This is a genomic window from Leucobacter massiliensis (assembly GCF_002982315.1).
Taxonomy (GTDB): domain Bacteria; phylum Actinomycetota; class Actinomycetes; order Actinomycetales; family Microbacteriaceae; genus Leucobacter; species Leucobacter massiliensis.
This window is the reverse complement of sequence record NZ_MWZD01000013.1, coordinates 12,364-25,891: the sequence shown is the minus strand read 5'-3', so window position 1 is coordinate 25,891 and position 13,528 is coordinate 12,364. Positions and strand designations below refer to the sequence as shown.

The following is a 13,528-nucleotide window of genomic DNA, read 5'->3' as shown; positions in this document are numbered from 1 at the left end:
CCTATCTCAGGCCCGCCGGTCGCTCAATGCGCACCCGGCGATTCATGGCATGATCACTGCCGCGTCGACAGGATGAGCTCCACGACGGCGTCCAGCAGCGCATCGACCTGATCCTCGTCGTAGCCGCGCCACTCCGAGTGGAACACCACGTCGCGCACCTCGGCCGGGGAAAGGCCGAGCTCACGGCGTTCGAACATCTCCGAGATGCGGTCGAGGAAGGCGTCGACCTGGGAGCGCCGGTATCCGGTGGCGAAGATCCCCCGCCGGCGGAAGCGGCGGCCCCGGGTGCGCTGCAGGCGGCCGCGCACCTCCGACAGCAGTTCGCGCGTCTCCGCCCACCAGGCATCCTCGCCCTCGGCGCGCAGCCGCGCCCGCCGCTCACGCTCGAAGAACACCTCCTCGAGCCGGTCCATCGCCGCGTCCACGTGCCGCGTGGAGTATCCGCCCCGCTTCACCGGGAACGCCGTCCGCCGCACCTCCGCGGAGGACATCGGCTCCCCCGTCTCCGCCCCCTCGTAGGCGGCACGCGCTCGCGCGAGGAACGCGTCGACGGGCTCCGGATGGTACCCCCGCTGCGAACCGGAGACGAGCGGGAAGGCGGGGCGCTGCTCGGTGGCGCGCTGTTCACCGGGGCTCTGCGCCGCGCCCCGATTCCGGAGCGGCCCGGGCATCACACCACCCCCAGCACGAGCGCGACGCCGTACACGCCGACCGCGGACGGCAGCAGCGAGTCGAGCCGGTCGAGGAACCCGCCATGGCCCGGTATCCAGGAACTCATGTCTTTCACTCCCAGGTTGCGCTTGATGAGCGATTCGGTCAGGTCACCGCCCGTGGCAGTGAGGAGCACGACGAGGCCGAGCACGACGCCGACCCACCACGGCTGGTGGAGGGCGAGCAGCGCGACCCCGACGCCCGCCGCCATCGCGACGACCGCGGCTCCCGCGAAACCCTCCCAGGTCTTGTTCGGGCTGATGCGGGGCGTCATCTTGTGCCGGCCCAGCGTGACGCCCGCCGCATACGCCCCGATGTCGACCGAGACGACGACGAGCACGAGCGCGAACACCCACCACTCGCCGCGGTCGCCCGCGAGCAGCAGCACCGCGAAGGAGGCGAGGAAGGCGACGTAGACGAGTGTGAACAGGCCCGAGAACACATCGCGGATGAGGGTGCGCCGCGGCGTCTCCCAGGCCGGCACCAGGCTCTCGACGAGCCGCCACACGGTGAGGAGCGCGGAGCCGGCGAAGAGCCCGAGCAGCATGCCCTCCGGCCCCCATACGAAGGCGCCGACGACGACGACGAGGCCGCCCAGCACGACGCCGACGCGCGGCACGCGCCGTCCCGACACCCGGAACGCCGCCGCGAGCTCGACGAGCGCGATCGAGACGAGCGCCGCGACGAGCGCCACGAAGAGCTGCTTGACGAGCAGCAGGCTCGCGAGGAAGACGACCGCGAATACGAGTCCGGAGAGCAGCGCGAAGAACAGATTGCGGCCGGCACGGGCCTCGATCTTCGCGTTCGTCGCTTCGAGCTGGGCACGCGTCGACTCGATCGCGTGCCGGATCTCGTCGCGTCGATCCGGGCCCGGCATCCGCCTAGACCTCCAGGAGTTCGGCCTCTTTGCGCTTCAGCGCATCATCGACCTGATCGATGAACTGCTTGGTGACCGCCTCGAGCTCCTTCTCGGCGCGCACGATCTCGTCCTCGCCGATCTCGCTCTTGAGCGCGTCGAGATCGTCCTTCCCCGCGCGGCGCACATTGCGGATCGCCACCCGGGCGTCCTCCGCGCGGCCCTTCACGATCTTCACGAACTCCTTGCGGCGCTCCTCGGTGAGCTCAGGCAGGGACACGCGGATCACGTTGCCGTCATTGCTGGGGTTTGCGCCGAGATTCGGCATGTCGCGGATGGCCTGCTCGATGTCCTTCATCGCGCCCTTGTCGTAGGGCGTCACGATCAGGCTGCGCGCGTCCTGGTTCTGCACCGAGGCGAGCTGGGCGAGCGGGGTCGGCGTCCCGTAGTAGTCGACCTGGAGATTCTGCAGCAGCGACGGGTTGGCGCGGCCGGTGCGCACCGTGGCGAAGCCCTCCTTGGCCGCTTCGACCGCCTTGGTCATGCGGTCCTTGACATCGACGAAGACGTCTTCGATCACGGTGTTCTCCTTCTGAGTGCTTCGGGTCTCGCGCGTGGTTCCAGCTTAGCGGGCGGTGACGCCTCTCAGCTGTGCACGAGAGTGCCGAGACCGTCGCCGCGAATCGCGGCGGTCACGTTGCCGGCGGGCTCCATGCCGAAGACGCGCATCGGCATGCCATTGTCCATGCAGAGGCTGAAGGCGGTCGAGTCGACCACCTTGAGGCCGCGCACCAGCGCGTCGCTGTAGCTGATCTTCTCGATGCGGGTGGCGTCGGGATCCTTGCGGGGATCCGCCGTGTATACGCCGTCGACGCCGTTCTTCGCCACGAGCACCTCGTCGGCGTGGATCTCGAGCGCGCGCTGCGCCGCCACGGTGTCGGTGGAGAAGTAGGGCAGGCCTGCGCCCGCACCGAAGATCACGACACGCCCCTTCTCGAGGTGACGGATGGCGCGCAGCGGGATGTAGGTCTCGGCGACCTGGGTCATGGTGATCGCCGACTGGACGCGGCTGTCCACGCCGGCCTGCTCCAGGAAGTCCTGCAGGGCGAGCGCGTTCATCACCGTGCCGAGCATCCCCATGTAATCGGCCCTCGCGCGGTCCATCCCGCGCTGGGAGAGCTCGGCGCCACGGAAGAAGTTCCCGCCGCCGACGACCACCGCCACCTCTGCCTGCTCGACAGCCGCGGCGATCTCACGAGCGATCTGACTCACCACGTCGGGATTGACTCCGAGCGTCCCCCCACCAAACGCCTCCCCCGAGAGCTTCAGCATCACTCGGCGCTTGCGGTCGACGGTTTCGGTCATGGGGACTCCTTCGCGGTTCGAGTGATTCAGTGGTGGGGCTGGGGCAATGATACCGGGCAGCAGAAGGGGCCCGGATCGGCGTGCGATCCGGGCCCCGCGCGACCTCTTAGGCGCCGACCTTGCTGCGGGCGAAGCCCGTGACGGTGATACCGGCGGCCTCGGCGACCTTCTTCACCTCGCGCTTGTCCGCGTCGAGAGCGTGCACCTGCTCGTTCAGCGCGACCTGCTTGAAGAACGCCGTGAGACGCCCCTCGACGATCTTCGGCAGGGCGGCCTCGGGCTTGCCCTCGTTCTTCGAGATCTCGGTGACGAGCGCGCGCTCCTTCTCCACGTCGGCCTCGGGCACGTCCTCGCGGCTCAGGTAGAGCGGGTCGGCGAAGGAGATGTGCCGGGCGATGCTCAGCGCGGCCTCCGCGTCGTCGCCCTCGTATCCCACGACCACGCCGATCTGCGGGGGCAGATCCTTCGAGGTCTGGTGCAGGTAGACGGCGGTGGCGGGAGCCTCGACGCGCGAGACCTTCCGCAGCTCGATGCGCTCGCCGATGATCGCGGCCTCATCGGTGATGACGTCGGCGACGGTCTTCCCCTCGGCGGGCGCTGCGAGCGCCTCCTCGAGGGTCTTGGCGTCGGCGGCGACGATCGCGTCGAGCACGCGATCGGCGAGCGCGATGAACTTCTCGTTCTTCGCGACGAAGTCGGTCTCGCAGACGAGCTCGATCATGGTGGCGGCGCCCTCGCTCTGCTTGACCGCGACGAGACCCTCGCTCGCCTCGCGGTCGCCGCGCTTCGCAACGCCCTTCAGCCCCTTGAGACGCAGGATCTCGATCGCCTTCTCGATGTCGCCCTCGGCTTCGACGAGTGCGTTCTTGCTGTCGACCATGCCGGCGCCCAGTCGGTCGCGCAGCTCCTTCACAGCGGCCATGCTCACTGCAGCCATGTGTGACTCCTTATTGCTGTCATCCCGCACGCGGCGGCGCGGGAACTCCGTTGTGGTGGGTGTGCTCCGATTACTCGGCGGTCGCCTCGGCAGCCGGGGTCTCCTCGGCGGCGGGGGCCTCAGCGGCGGGGGCCTCAGCGGCAGCCGGCTCCTCGGCGGTCTCGGCAGCGGGCGCCTCGGCGGTCTCTGCGGCGGGGGCGTCGGCGTTCTCTGCGGCGGGGGCGTCGGCGTTCAGCAGCTCGACCTCCCACTCGGCGAGGGGCTCGGCAGCGGCCTCAGCGCCCTCGGCAGGCTTCTGGTGGCGCTCCATGAGGCCCTCGGCGGCGGCGTCGGCGATCACGCGGGTGAGAAGCGCGACCGAGCGGATAGCGTCGTCGTTGCCGGGGATCGGGTAGGTGACCTCATCGGGGTCGCAGTTGGTGTCGAGGATGGCGATCACGGGGATCCCGAGCTTCTTCGCCTCGTCGATCGCGAGGTGCTCCTTCTTGGTGTCGACCACCCAGAGCGCCGAAGGGGTCTTGGTCATGTGGCGGATGCCGCCGAGCGACTTCTGCAGCTTCTCGAGCTCGCGCTTCTTGAGCAGCAGCTCCTTCTTGGTGAAGCCGCTGGTGGTGCCCTCGAAGTCGAGCTGCTCGAGCTCCTTCATGCGCTCCAGACGGCCGGTGACGGTCTGGAAGTTGGTGAGCAGGCCGCCGAGCCAGCGCTGGTTGACGTAGGGCTGGTTGACGCGCGTCGCCTGCTCCGCGATGGCCTCCTGGGCCTGCTTCTTGGTGCCGACGAAGAGGATGTTGCCGCCGCGGGCGACGGTGTTCTTCACGAAATCGTACGCAGCGTCGATGTACCCGAGCGACTGCTGCAGGTCGATGATGTAGATGCCCGAGCGCTCGGTGAAGATGAAGCGCTTCATCTTCGGGTTCCAGCGGCGGGTCTGGTGTCCGAAGTGGACGCCGCTGTCGAGCAGCTGGCGCATGGTAACGACGGCCATTGCCGTTCTCCTGTTCTGCGCACCCCGAGGGCGCGCGCTTGCGGTTGTCATCGGTCACGGTCGCGACCAGATCCTGGTGCCCTCGGATTCCGCCGCCCCGACGCAGATGATCGTGAGATCTCCGAGCCGGGGACCGGTGGCGGTGCGCCGATGAGCGGGCACGCGAAGTCACCCCATACGGGATGCAAGGTCTACTTTAGCAGCTCGCTCACTGTTCGCGGAGCAGGCGAGGACGCTGCGTCCCCTCCAGCCGAGCCACCGCGACCTTCACCTCGACCACCTCAGCGCTCACGGCATCGATCTTGGCGTTCAATCGCTGCTCGGCGGCGTCACCGCGGTGCACGAGCCAGCCGAAGCCGCCCGCGAGCGCCAGCAGCAGGCAGATCGCGGTGAATAGCGTCGTCATCGCCTCCGCAGACACGGGCGGCCTCCTCTCAGCTCGCGCATCACCGTCTTTCCTCACAGAATACGCACGGAAACGGCGGCGTCGCACGACGGCGGGCCCCGCCTTCGCGAAGACTCAGGAATCACACCCCCGGCTGTGGATGGTTCGGCCCCCTCCGCCCAGATCGGCGTCCGCCCGATCTCACACGGAGGAACTCCGCGAGAAGGCAACACCTTCGCTCACATTGACGGTTTCGAGGTGGGCCGGATCACTTGTCCACATCTTGTGGTTCCGGGCATTCACCGAAGACATGCGCGGCGGAGGATGGGCGGGAAACAGGAGGTGCCGCATGAACCCAACGGCAGAACACGCCCCGCACAACCAGACGCTCGGAGCCCGGGGCGAATCGATCGCTGCGCGCTACCTGGAAGGGCTCGGCTACCGGATCGTCGATCGCAACTGGAGAACGCGACAGGGGGAACTCGACATCGTCGCCTTCGACGACGGCACGCTCGTCGCGGTCGAGGTGAAGACCCGGGGCGGAGCCGGCTGCGGCCACCCGCTGGAGGCCATCACCGCGCGCAAGGCGGCACGCCTGCGCCGCTTGCTGCTCGACTGGGCGCGCACGCACGCGTCGCGGGGAATCGGACTGCGGATCGACGCCGTGGGCATCACCCTCCGCTGGGAGCAGAAACCGCGCATCGATCACCTGCGGGGCATTCTGTGAGTGCTCCGGTGTGCCGGGCCGCCTCGGTTGCGCTGACCGGCCTGCAGGGCACCGCGGTGATGGTCGAGACCGCGCTCTCCCAGCAACTCCCCGGCATGGCGATCATCGGCCTGCCTGACACCGCGCTGGCCGAGGCGAAGCTGCGGGTGCGCTCGGCGACCGCGCAGATCGGGCTGCCCCTGTCGAGCCGTTTCCTCACCATCAACCGGCGTTAACTCCCTGTGCCTGCTCGAGCACGATTGGTTCCCCGCCCCACTGTGGGAGCACCTCGATGAGGCCGTCGTCTCGGATCGTGATGGAGCGGACTACACCCCTGAGTACGGCCTGCTTGTCGGCGACCTGCAGGTCATCCCAGGAGTCCAGCGCGTCGGCGTGCGCGTCCAGGTAAGCCGACGGCGGAAGCATGGTCTGCAATGCGGCCTCTCGCTGTGCGGCTTGGAGGCGGTTGATCTCCGTGAGCAGCGAGTCACGGGTTCGCTCGTACGATGCCTTCGGGATGATGTCCTGCGCGAGCTGCAGCGTGAGGCGGTCCATAGTGCGTTCGGCGTCGAGGATCTCCCTCGCGATGGCATCGGCGTCGGCCTGGGCTGAGACAGGGGGTGCCGGGGCCGGCGAAACCTTGAAGCTTCGCAGCCATTCGACGACGGGGATCTCGACTCGCCATGCGGCCACAGACTTCGTGTGCTCGGTGGCGGCGGGGCACTTGTAGCTGTAGTAGCTGACGGTGCGTCCACTCTGGCGGCGCTCAGTGAGGGTGCTCCCGGCACGTTTGAGGCCGCAGTGACAGACCACGAGGGTGGACAACAGGTAGGTGCTGCGGCGCGGCTTCTTCGGGGTGCTGCGATCGTCGCGCATTCGTCGGTACTTCGCGTACTCGGCCTCGCTGATGATCCCCTCGTGGGCGCCCTTGCGGGTTTCGCCGAGATAGCTGACAAGGCCGGCGTGGATGGGCGAGTCGAGGCAGGATGTGACCGTAACGGGCCGCCAGTCCCCTCCGCGGGGCGCTGGGATTCCTTGGGCGTTCAGCCAGTAGGCGATGTACGCGGCGCCTCTCCCCTCACCGTAGAGCCGGTACATAGTGCGCACGATCGGCACTTGCTCGGGGATGCTCTCGATGTGCGTTTTCCTGCTCACCCACCCCCATGGAACCTTGCCCGCCGGGGGTAGGCCGAGGCTGAATCGGCGGGCCCGGACCTCTGCCCATTGCTCACCGATTTGCTCGGACTGGAAGGCGGCGTACTCGGTCATGACGCCGCGCGCAAACCGTCCCGATGCGGTGGCGGTGTCGATGGGTTCGGTTGCGGACTCGATGCGGCCACCGGCAACGTCGACGCGATCGGCTGCGACAGCCCAGTCCTTCCGGCTTCGGCTGAGGCGCGACCACTTCCAGAGCACGATGACGTCGGCTTCGCGGGACTCGATCATGTCTATGACGCGCTGCACAGCGGGACGCTTCGTCCATGTCCGGCCCGAGATGCCCTCGTCGATCTCCACCGCGACGACGTCATAACCGTGCTGCGCGCAGTAGTCACGCCCGGCGATCTCCTGCAGTTCGATCGAGATCGAGTCGTCGCGGGCGACGGACTGGCGCAGGTAGAGCACCGCCCGCGGCGGCGTGTCCGGTACAGGGCGTAGGCGGGCGACCATCAGGCGACCTCGCAGCGGAAGGCCCACTGCCCGGCGCCCATCTTGGGGTCGAGGTAAGTGACGTCTCCGAGGCGCAGCAGCAGCGACTGGTACACCTCAACGCATTCGAGGGCGACACCGAGGTCGTGTGCCATTGACGCGAGGTGCCCGTCGCGGAGCATTTCAGCTTCGCGGTACGCGTCGAGGTTGATGAGGCGGAGCGCAGCCCACTCGCTCGCGCGCCGCTCCATCTTCGCGCTTGCAGGCCCGAAATAGCTGGGCTGGTCCCCGAATGCGGCGTGCCCGAGCTCGTGCGCGAGAGTCCACCTGATGAGCCGCTCCGTCATGCCGTGACGAAGACGGATGCGCTTGAGGTCGTGCCGGTACTCACCGTTGCGCTTCTTGAGCGGCCACCACTCGATCGTCAGGCCCATGGCTGCGGCGAAGTCGTAGAGGTCCTGCACGATCACGCACCGTCGTAGAGAGAGTCGGGGTCCTCCTCCGTGATCGGGGAGGCGGCGGCCAGGTGGTCATCCTCGGCCGGCTCGCGAGTGAAATCCGGGCGGTGGACGATGGCGTCCGCGCGCTCGACAGCCTCGCTGATCGGAGCATCCCAGAGCATAGACGGCGCGACGTCGAGACGACGCGAGACCTCAAGCACGAGCTGCGCATCGGTAGCTGAGTGCAGAGCTCGCTCAACGCCCTCGATGCCGGCGTCGGACTCGGTGAGGTGGCCGAGGGCGATCAGGTCGGCGAGCACGGGGCGCTCGTACGCCCGGGCAACATCCCGGACAGTCTCAAAGGTCACCTGATTCTCATTGACCTGGCGGATGAGCTTGGCGGAGGTGATACCCGCTCGGCGTGCAGCCGCCCGCAGAGAATCTGTCCCTCGAACCTGGTCGATCCACTTCTGTGCGCCATTCATGACTCAAGAATAAGTCACTCGCGTATCGCGCGCAACCCATTTGCTCCATGTGCTTGACAGCGCGAATTGACGGCGTCACCATTGACTCATGAGCACAGCAACTGACACGGCGGCACAGCACCCCGCGGCGATCATTCGTCCTGGCCTGCTCGACCGCCTCAAGATCCACAACGGTATCCGCTCCGACGACGCACTCGCCCGCCTCATGGGCATCTCCCGCGGCACGCTGCAGCGCTACCGCAACGGGGAAGAGCCCTCGCTCGGCCCTGTGGTCCGGCTCGCCGACGCGTTCGGCATGGCGCTCGGGGAAATCGTCGTCAAGCCCGAACCCGTCGACGCCGACGAGCAGCACGAGGCGGCGGCATCGTGACCGTTCCACCCCCGTCGCGCGAAGAGGTGCTCAGGGGCATCGGCGAGACCGTCACGGCCGGCTTGATCCGGACTATGTCCATGGACCCGCACGAAGCGGCGCTCGGCGCCTACGTGCCCAACGTCACCCCCTCTGTCGAGGTTCTGGAAGCCCGCATCCGGGCCCGCCACGCAGAGGCAGAGCGCCGCTACAGGGCGAGCGCCTAGCCCTTCTGACCACCTGGTCGACCCGTCCCCTGCCGGATGGGCAGGCCGCTGCATACCCACTTCCCGGAAGGAAGCCCTCATGGAACTCGTCATTGGTGCCGTGCTCGCCGCTACCGGTGTCACGGCCTACGCGCTCAGCCGAAGAGCATTGCGCCTTGCGAATGCCCGGATGAAAGCCACCCGCGGCCTGCTTGAGCAAGCTGCCGAAGCGCTTGCCGCGTCAGCAGGCCTCAGCGTTCGTGCGGTCCCTGTCGATTCTCCGGAGGGGCGGGCGCTTTTGGACCGGCTTCGCTTGTCCTGCGAATGCCGGGACTGTGAGGAGGAGCGGCGCATCGCGCACGCCGAGCAGCAGCGGGGCGAGAAGTGAATGCGTCGGGACCGGACTGGATGGACGACTGCCGCCTGGCGGCTCCTGTGCCTGCTCACCGTCATGTCGGGGCTCGCCGCGGCGAGCGGCCTTCTCTGGACGCTCTCGCCCCTGTGCCAGGCCCTCGCCGTAGCGCCCGGGCTGCTCGTCGTCCTGCTCGTCTGCGTCGCCTCCTGGGCCGACTGGCAGCAGCGGCTCGGCGTGCGGCGGGAGCGCTGAGCGCAGGCCGGCCGTGAAGTTCAAGCCGCGCGCCGCGCTCGTGGTCAACGGCGAGCCGATCCCCAAGGGTCGACCGCGCGCGAAGGCCGGTCAGCGAGCGTTCACGCCGAAACGGACTGTGGACGCGGAGAAGCGCGTCGCCGCCGCGTTCGCCGCCACTCACCCCGGGTTCGCACCCCTGAAGGGCCGGCTGATGTTCATCGCCACCTTCTACCGCTCCACGCGGCACCGGGTGGACACCGACAACCTCGTGAAGCTCTGCACCGACGCGCTCAACGGCATCGCGTACGTCGACGACGAACAGATCGAGGAGATCCACGCCAAGCGCATCTACGGCGCGGGCGAACGCGCTCGAACGATCATCCGGATCTTCGAGCACACAGACTCCCCCGCCAAGCCGGCGGAGGACACCGAGAAGGAATGAGGAGAGCAGATGGTGCTCAAGTACACGGCCAAGCGGCCGGACGAAGAACTGGACGGGCTGCAGGCCCTCGAGGACCACTTCACGGCCGGGGCCCCTGACGACGTCGTGGTGGTCGGCATCGTGTCCCGGCACGCGGTCGCGAAGACTGACCCGTCCGACCAGTGGCAGGCGACGGTGCGGTTCAAGCACGTCGAGCAGGTGACGGGCGCAGACGCCGAGCAGGTGAAGCAGCTGCTCCGCGGACAGTACGAGAAGCGCACCGGGAACGCGACGCTGCCGCTCGACGGAGAGGACGAGGCGTAGACATGGCTGCGAAGAAGAAGGCCGCGGCGCCGGCGTCGGGATTCCGCAAGCGGAAGTACGGGCGCAATCACGCCTACTACCTCGGCGAGCGGAAGCTCGACGGCGTGACGACGCTGCTCGGGAACGGGCTGCCGAAGCCCGCACTCGTGAACTGGGCGGCGAACTCGACCGCGGAGTACGCCGTCGACCACTGGGACGAACTCGCGGAACTCTCGCACTCGAAGCGGCTCGAGACGTTGAAGAAGTCTCGGTACGCAATCTCGGACGAGGCGAAGCATCGCGGCACCGAGGTCCACGATCTCGCCGAGAAGCTCGCACTCGGCGAGGACGTCGAGGTGCCCGACGAGATCGCAGGTCATGTGTCTTCGGCGCTGCGCTTCCTCGACGAGTTCAAGGTCGAGACGATCCTCACCGAGGCGTCGGTCTACCACGAGAAGGCGCTCTACGGCGGCACCTTCGACCTGCTGCTCCGGTCGAAGCTCCCGGAGCACGCCGGGAAGGTGATCCTCGGGGACTGGAAGACGAACCGCACCGGCATCTACCCGGAGACGGCGCTGCAGCTGACGGCGTACGCGAAGGCGACGCACTACCTCGACCAGGAAGGAGTCGAGCGGCGCGTCGCCGAACTGGGAATCACGGACCTCTGGGCCATCTGGATCCGCTCCGACGGCTACGAGGTCTACCCGATGGAGTTCTCCGACCGCACCTGGCAGGCGTTCGGGAACGTCGTCTCGGTCGCTCGCGGCGCCGCGAACCGGGACGTGGCGGACGAGTGGAAGGGCCGGGCGCTGCGCGCCGGTGAGGCCGCATGAACGAAGGAAGAAACGAGGCGATGAGCACCGAGATCGAGCAGCACGAGGGCCGACCGACAGCCGAGCAGGAGGTCGTCCTCGCGAACGAGCACGGGTCAGTCGACCTGCTGCAGTTCACCCGCGACCTGCAGCTCTGCTACAACTTCGCGCGGTCGCTCGTCACGACGCCGTTCGTACCGCAGCAGTACCAGGGCAACCCGGGCCACGCGGCCGCGGCGATCATGACGGCGCGCGGCGTCGGAATCATGGACCCGATGGCGGCACTCCGGTCGCTCGACGTGATCCAGGGCACGCCGGCGTTCCGCGCGAACACGCTCCGGGCTCTCGCGCAGCGCGACGGGCACGAGATCTGGGTCGAGGAGGCCAACTCCCAGCGCGTGGTGATGCGCGGCCGGCGCCGCGGGGACGACCGCATCCAGGAGTCCATGTGGGACATGGACCGGGCCCGTGCGATGGGCCTGACGAACAAGGACAACTGGAAGAAGCAGCCGCAGGCGATGCTCACCGCTCGCGCGACGTCCGAGCTCGTGCGCCTGATCGCGGCCGACACGGTCGCGGGCCTCTACTCGGTGGAGGAGCTCGCCGACGGCGAGCAGCCCCCGGAGGCGCCCGCTGTCGAGGCGAAGCCGACGGCGAAGCGGACGATGCGACGTCGCCGTGTCGAGCCGAAGCGGGCCGAGGAGCCTGCACCGGCGCCCGCGGCCGAGGCGAAGGGAGAGCCCGAGCCGGAAGTCGCCGCGGCCGCACCGGAGGAGCCGAGCGAGGAGCCCTCGCCGGAGGCCGTCGAGACGAGCGAGGCGTTCGAGGGCGACCCGATGAAGCCGACGACGGAAGAGGCCGCCGAGTGGGGGCACATGCCGGAGGGCTTCGGTGACTGAGATGCCGAGCGCGGCCGACATTGAGGGCTGGGTGGCGTCGATGCGGCAGGAGCTCGCGATCGGCGCGCCCGCCCCCGGCGGGGTCCGCACCCCCGACCAGATCCTGCACGAGCTCGAGCGGGTCGACGGCGTAGCGGCGCAGGCGATCCGGGTGGTGAAGGAGGCCGACAAGGTGCGGGCCGCGACCTCGGAGGCGCTCGTGCTCGCCCGGGCGAAGACCACGGGACGGGTGCAGGGCGCGACCGCGGCTGAGCGGGCGGCGGCGCTCGATCTGGAAATCGCTGAGGAGCGCGTCGCGAACGCCGCTGCGCAGATCGCATACCGGTACGCGAAGGACCTCGCAGACCTGGTGGACAGCAGGAAGAGCAGCTTGCAGACACAAGCGAAGTTGGTGCTCGCCACATACCAGCTGGCGGGACTCCCGAGGAGGGGATGAGAGACATGGACGGCTACGAGAAGATGCGCTCGGGCGCCGAGCGACTGCAGCAGTTCGCAACGGGATATGCGATTGGTGTCGTCGCCGTGACGAACGCGCTCACGCGGCACTGCGAGGACGCGTTCGCCGACCTGGCGCCTGAGCCCCCACAGGAGCGCCCCGACTGGGCTGATGTTGCGCAGTTCGCTGACATCAGCGCCGAGTGCGAGCGGGCGCGCGCGACCGCGGTGCGGCTCGAGCAGGAGCTCGCGGAGAAGCAGCGCGAGCTCGACGATGCTCGAGCGAACCTCGTGAAGGGCGCCCTGATGTCGGTGCTCATGCAATCCCGCATGGCCCCCGGACAATCGGCCACATGGTGCGTTCGGCAGGCCGGCGAGAAGCTCGGGGTGACGCTGTGACGTTGCAGGAGATCCACGTCGGCGACGTCGTGCGCGTCGACGACGACCCGAAGCCGTACCGTGTCGACGGCCGGACCCGGGACGGCATACTGACGCTCGAGTCGCTGCATGCTTATCCCCGCGTGGTGTGGGACGGCGTGTACGAGTTCCGCGTCACGAAGTCGAGGACGTTCCAGTGAGGGCGACCACGAGCACGTGGCGCGACACCAAGGAGCGCGACGGGGACAGGTGCGCGGCATGCGGTGCCCGTGTTGGGCTGACGCATCAGCACCGGCGCGCGGTGGGCATGGGCGGCTCGAAGACCCCGCCGTCGATCGAGGACTCGCTCGCCCTGTGCGGGGACTGCAACGGGCGATGCGAGTCGGACCTGCAGAAGTACGCCCTCGTCTTCGGATGGAAGGTGCGGCGCTGGGTGAAGGACCCCTCTCGGGTCCCTGCGTTCTACCCGCACCTCTGGGGATGGGCGCGGCTCACGCCAGCGGGCGCGGCGCTCCCAATCCACGCCGCTGAGGCGGCGGCGATGATGCGCGACGTGTACGGCGAGGAGTGGAACGCATGGTGCAAGGAAGTCGGGGTTCAGACCCCAGAGAGGAGGTGA

The 13,528-nt window shown here is 68.4% G+C and carries 24 protein-coding genes; 14 read left to right on the top strand and 10 right to left on the bottom strand.

Annotated features, from left to right (window positions below):
* Nucleotides 1–53: 53 nt before the first annotated feature.
* From B4915_RS02310 to B4915_RS02280, 7 genes are all read right to left on the bottom strand, one after another.
* Nucleotides 54–671: a DivIVA domain-containing protein gene (locus tag B4915_RS02310; protein WP_105804244.1), complete on the bottom strand. Its 618-nt coding sequence runs from the start codon at nt 669–671 to the stop codon at nt 54–56.
* Entirely contained in the window at nt 671–1,588 is a 918-nt protein-coding gene (locus B4915_RS02305; protein ID WP_105804243.1) for a phosphatidate cytidylyltransferase, read from the bottom strand. Before B4915_RS02305 ends, B4915_RS02310 begins: the two co-directional genes overlap by 1 nt.
* A 4-nt stretch (nt 1,589–1,592) precedes the next feature.
* Entirely contained in the window at nt 1,593–2,147 is a 555-nt protein-coding gene (gene frr / locus B4915_RS02300; protein WP_105804242.1) for a ribosome recycling factor, read from the bottom strand.
* Nucleotides 2,148–2,212: 65 nt separating this feature from the next.
* The gene (pyrH, locus tag B4915_RS02295; RefSeq protein WP_105804241.1) at nt 2,213–2,932 is read right to left on the bottom strand and encodes a UMP kinase; all 720 of its coding nucleotides are present in this window, start codon (nt 2,930–2,932) and stop codon (nt 2,213–2,215) included.
* Between the two features lie 106 nt (nt 2,933–3,038).
* Nucleotides 3,039–3,869, bottom strand: coding sequence for a translation elongation factor Ts (tsf, locus tag B4915_RS02290; protein WP_105804240.1), 831 nt, complete (start codon nt 3,867–3,869; stop codon nt 3,039–3,041).
* A gap of 70 nt (nt 3,870–3,939) precedes the next feature.
* Nucleotides 3,940–4,854 carry a 30S ribosomal protein S2 gene (gene rpsB / locus B4915_RS02285; protein WP_105804239.1) on the bottom strand — a complete coding sequence of 305 codons (915 nt, stop codon included), beginning with the start codon at nt 4,852–4,854 and terminating at the stop codon, nt 3,940–3,942.
* Nucleotides 4,855–5,062: 208 nt separating this feature from the next.
* The gene (locus B4915_RS02280; protein WP_105804238.1) at nt 5,063–5,275 is read right to left on the bottom strand and encodes a hypothetical protein; all 213 of its coding nucleotides are present in this window, start codon (nt 5,273–5,275) and stop codon (nt 5,063–5,065) included.
* Nucleotides 5,276–5,588: 313 nt separating this feature from the next.
* On the opposite strand from B4915_RS02280, the gene B4915_RS02275 reads away from it, so the two are divergent.
* A complete protein-coding gene (locus tag B4915_RS02275; RefSeq protein ID WP_105804237.1) occupies nt 5,589–5,966 on the top strand; it encodes a YraN family protein in 378 nt (125 codons plus the stop codon).
* Nucleotides 5,963–6,181, top strand: a complete 219-nt coding sequence (locus B4915_RS02270) for a magnesium chelatase domain-containing protein (protein ID WP_146120009.1) — start codon at nt 5,963–5,965, stop codon at nt 6,179–6,181. The genes B4915_RS02275 and B4915_RS02270 overlap by 4 nt, the downstream gene beginning before the upstream one ends.
* On the opposite strand, the gene B4915_RS02265 is transcribed toward B4915_RS02270, so the two are convergent.
* From B4915_RS02265 to B4915_RS02255, 3 genes are read right to left on the bottom strand one after another with little or no spacing between them, the layout of a single operon-like run.
* Complete coding sequence (locus B4915_RS02265) at nt 6,168–7,568, bottom strand: recombinase family protein (protein WP_181158434.1); 1,401 nt, start codon at nt 7,566–7,568, stop codon at nt 6,168–6,170. The genes B4915_RS02270 and B4915_RS02265 overlap by 14 nt on opposite strands.
* Before the next feature lie 44 nt (nt 7,569–7,612).
* Nucleotides 7,613–8,062, bottom strand: coding sequence for an ImmA/IrrE family metallo-endopeptidase (locus B4915_RS02260; protein WP_105804234.1), 450 nt, complete (start codon nt 8,060–8,062; stop codon nt 7,613–7,615).
* On the bottom strand, nt 8,059–8,517 hold the full coding sequence (locus B4915_RS02255) for a hypothetical protein (protein WP_146120007.1): 459 nt from the start codon (nt 8,515–8,517) through the stop codon (nt 8,059–8,061). Before B4915_RS02255 ends, B4915_RS02260 begins: the two co-directional genes overlap by 4 nt.
* Before the next feature lie 88 nt (nt 8,518–8,605).
* Between B4915_RS02255 and B4915_RS02250 the strand changes: the two genes are divergently transcribed.
* From B4915_RS02250 to B4915_RS02195, 12 genes are all read left to right on the top strand, one after another.
* On the top strand, nt 8,606–8,887 hold the full coding sequence (locus B4915_RS02250) for a helix-turn-helix domain-containing protein (protein WP_105804232.1): 282 nt from the start codon (nt 8,606–8,608) through the stop codon (nt 8,885–8,887).
* Nucleotides 8,884–9,093, top strand: coding sequence for a hypothetical protein (locus B4915_RS02245; protein ID WP_146120006.1), 210 nt, complete (start codon nt 8,884–8,886; stop codon nt 9,091–9,093). Before B4915_RS02250 ends, B4915_RS02245 begins: the two co-directional genes overlap by 4 nt.
* Before the next feature lie 79 nt (nt 9,094–9,172).
* Nucleotides 9,173–9,460, top strand: coding sequence for a hypothetical protein (locus B4915_RS02240; RefSeq protein WP_105804230.1), 288 nt, complete (start codon nt 9,173–9,175; stop codon nt 9,458–9,460).
* Complete coding sequence (locus tag B4915_RS02235) at nt 9,461–9,679, top strand: hypothetical protein (RefSeq protein WP_105804229.1); 219 nt, start codon at nt 9,461–9,463, stop codon at nt 9,677–9,679. It begins immediately after the preceding gene.
* Between the two features lie 13 nt (nt 9,680–9,692).
* Nucleotides 9,693–10,103 (top strand): RusA family crossover junction endodeoxyribonuclease, encoded by a 411-nt coding sequence (locus tag B4915_RS02230; RefSeq protein WP_105804228.1) that lies wholly within the window; start codon nt 9,693–9,695, stop codon nt 10,101–10,103.
* A 9-nt stretch (nt 10,104–10,112) separates the two neighbouring features.
* Nucleotides 10,113–10,406: a hypothetical protein gene (locus tag B4915_RS02225; RefSeq protein ID WP_105804227.1), complete on the top strand. Its 294-nt coding sequence runs from the start codon at nt 10,113–10,115 to the stop codon at nt 10,404–10,406.
* Nucleotides 10,407–10,408: 2 nt separating this feature from the next.
* Nucleotides 10,409–11,218 (top strand): hypothetical protein, encoded by an 810-nt coding sequence (locus B4915_RS02220; RefSeq protein ID WP_105804226.1) that lies wholly within the window; start codon nt 10,409–10,411, stop codon nt 11,216–11,218.
* A gap of 20 nt (nt 11,219–11,238) precedes the next feature.
* A complete protein-coding gene (locus tag B4915_RS14610) occupies nt 11,239–12,096 on the top strand; it encodes a hypothetical protein (RefSeq protein WP_181158433.1) in 858 nt (285 codons plus the stop codon).
* Entirely contained in the window at nt 12,089–12,532 is a 444-nt protein-coding gene (locus B4915_RS02210) for a hypothetical protein (RefSeq protein ID WP_105804225.1), read from the top strand. Before B4915_RS14610 ends, B4915_RS02210 begins: the two co-directional genes overlap by 8 nt.
* Nucleotides 12,529–12,930, top strand: a complete 402-nt coding sequence (locus B4915_RS02205) for a hypothetical protein (protein WP_146120005.1) — start codon at nt 12,529–12,531, stop codon at nt 12,928–12,930. The genes B4915_RS02210 and B4915_RS02205 overlap by 4 nt, the downstream gene beginning before the upstream one ends.
* A complete protein-coding gene (locus B4915_RS02200; RefSeq protein ID WP_105804223.1) occupies nt 12,927–13,109 on the top strand; it encodes a hypothetical protein in 183 nt (60 codons plus the stop codon). Before B4915_RS02205 ends, B4915_RS02200 begins: the two co-directional genes overlap by 4 nt.
* Entirely contained in the window at nt 13,106–13,528 is a 423-nt protein-coding gene (locus B4915_RS02195; protein WP_105804222.1) for a hypothetical protein, read from the top strand. The genes B4915_RS02200 and B4915_RS02195 overlap by 4 nt, the downstream gene beginning before the upstream one ends.

Bases quoted from the DNA above. Each gene is read 5' to 3' on its own strand.
- B4915_RS02310 (WP_105804244.1), bottom strand. From the start codon at position 671: ATGCCCGGGCCGCTCCGGAATCGGGGCGCGGCGCAGAGCCCCGGTGAA.
- B4915_RS02305 (WP_105804243.1), bottom strand. From the start codon at position 1,588: ATGCCGGGCCCGGATCGACGCGACGAGATCCGGCACGCGATCGAGTCG.
- pyrH (WP_105804241.1), bottom strand. From the start codon at position 2,932: ATGACCGAAACCGTCGACCGCAAGCGCCGAGTGATGCTGAAGCTCTCG.
- tsf (WP_105804240.1), bottom strand. From the start codon at position 3,869: ATGGCTGCAGTGAGCATGGCCGCTGTGAAGGAGCTGCGCGACCGACTG.
- rpsB (WP_105804239.1), bottom strand. From the start codon at position 4,854: ATGGCCGTCGTTACCATGCGCCAGCTGCTCGACAGCGGCGTCCACTTC.
- B4915_RS02275 (WP_105804237.1), top strand. From the start codon at position 5,589: ATGAACCCAACGGCAGAACACGCCCCGCACAACCAGACGCTCGGAGCC.
- B4915_RS02255 (WP_146120007.1), bottom strand. From the start codon at position 8,517: ATGAATGGCGCACAGAAGTGGATCGACCAGGTTCGAGGGACAGATTCT.
- B4915_RS02250 (WP_105804232.1), top strand. From the start codon at position 8,606: ATGAGCACAGCAACTGACACGGCGGCACAGCACCCCGCGGCGATCATT.
- B4915_RS02240 (WP_105804230.1), top strand. From the start codon at position 9,173: ATGGAACTCGTCATTGGTGCCGTGCTCGCCGCTACCGGTGTCACGGCC.
- B4915_RS02235 (WP_105804229.1), top strand. From the start codon at position 9,461: ATGCGTCGGGACCGGACTGGATGGACGACTGCCGCCTGGCGGCTCCTG.
- B4915_RS02225 (WP_105804227.1), top strand. From the start codon at position 10,113: ATGGTGCTCAAGTACACGGCCAAGCGGCCGGACGAAGAACTGGACGGG.
- B4915_RS02220 (WP_105804226.1), top strand. From the start codon at position 10,409: ATGGCTGCGAAGAAGAAGGCCGCGGCGCCGGCGTCGGGATTCCGCAAG.
- B4915_RS14610 (WP_181158433.1), top strand. From the start codon at position 11,239: ATGAGCACCGAGATCGAGCAGCACGAGGGCCGACCGACAGCCGAGCAG.
- B4915_RS02205 (WP_146120005.1), top strand. From the start codon at position 12,529: ATGAGAGACATGGACGGCTACGAGAAGATGCGCTCGGGCGCCGAGCGA.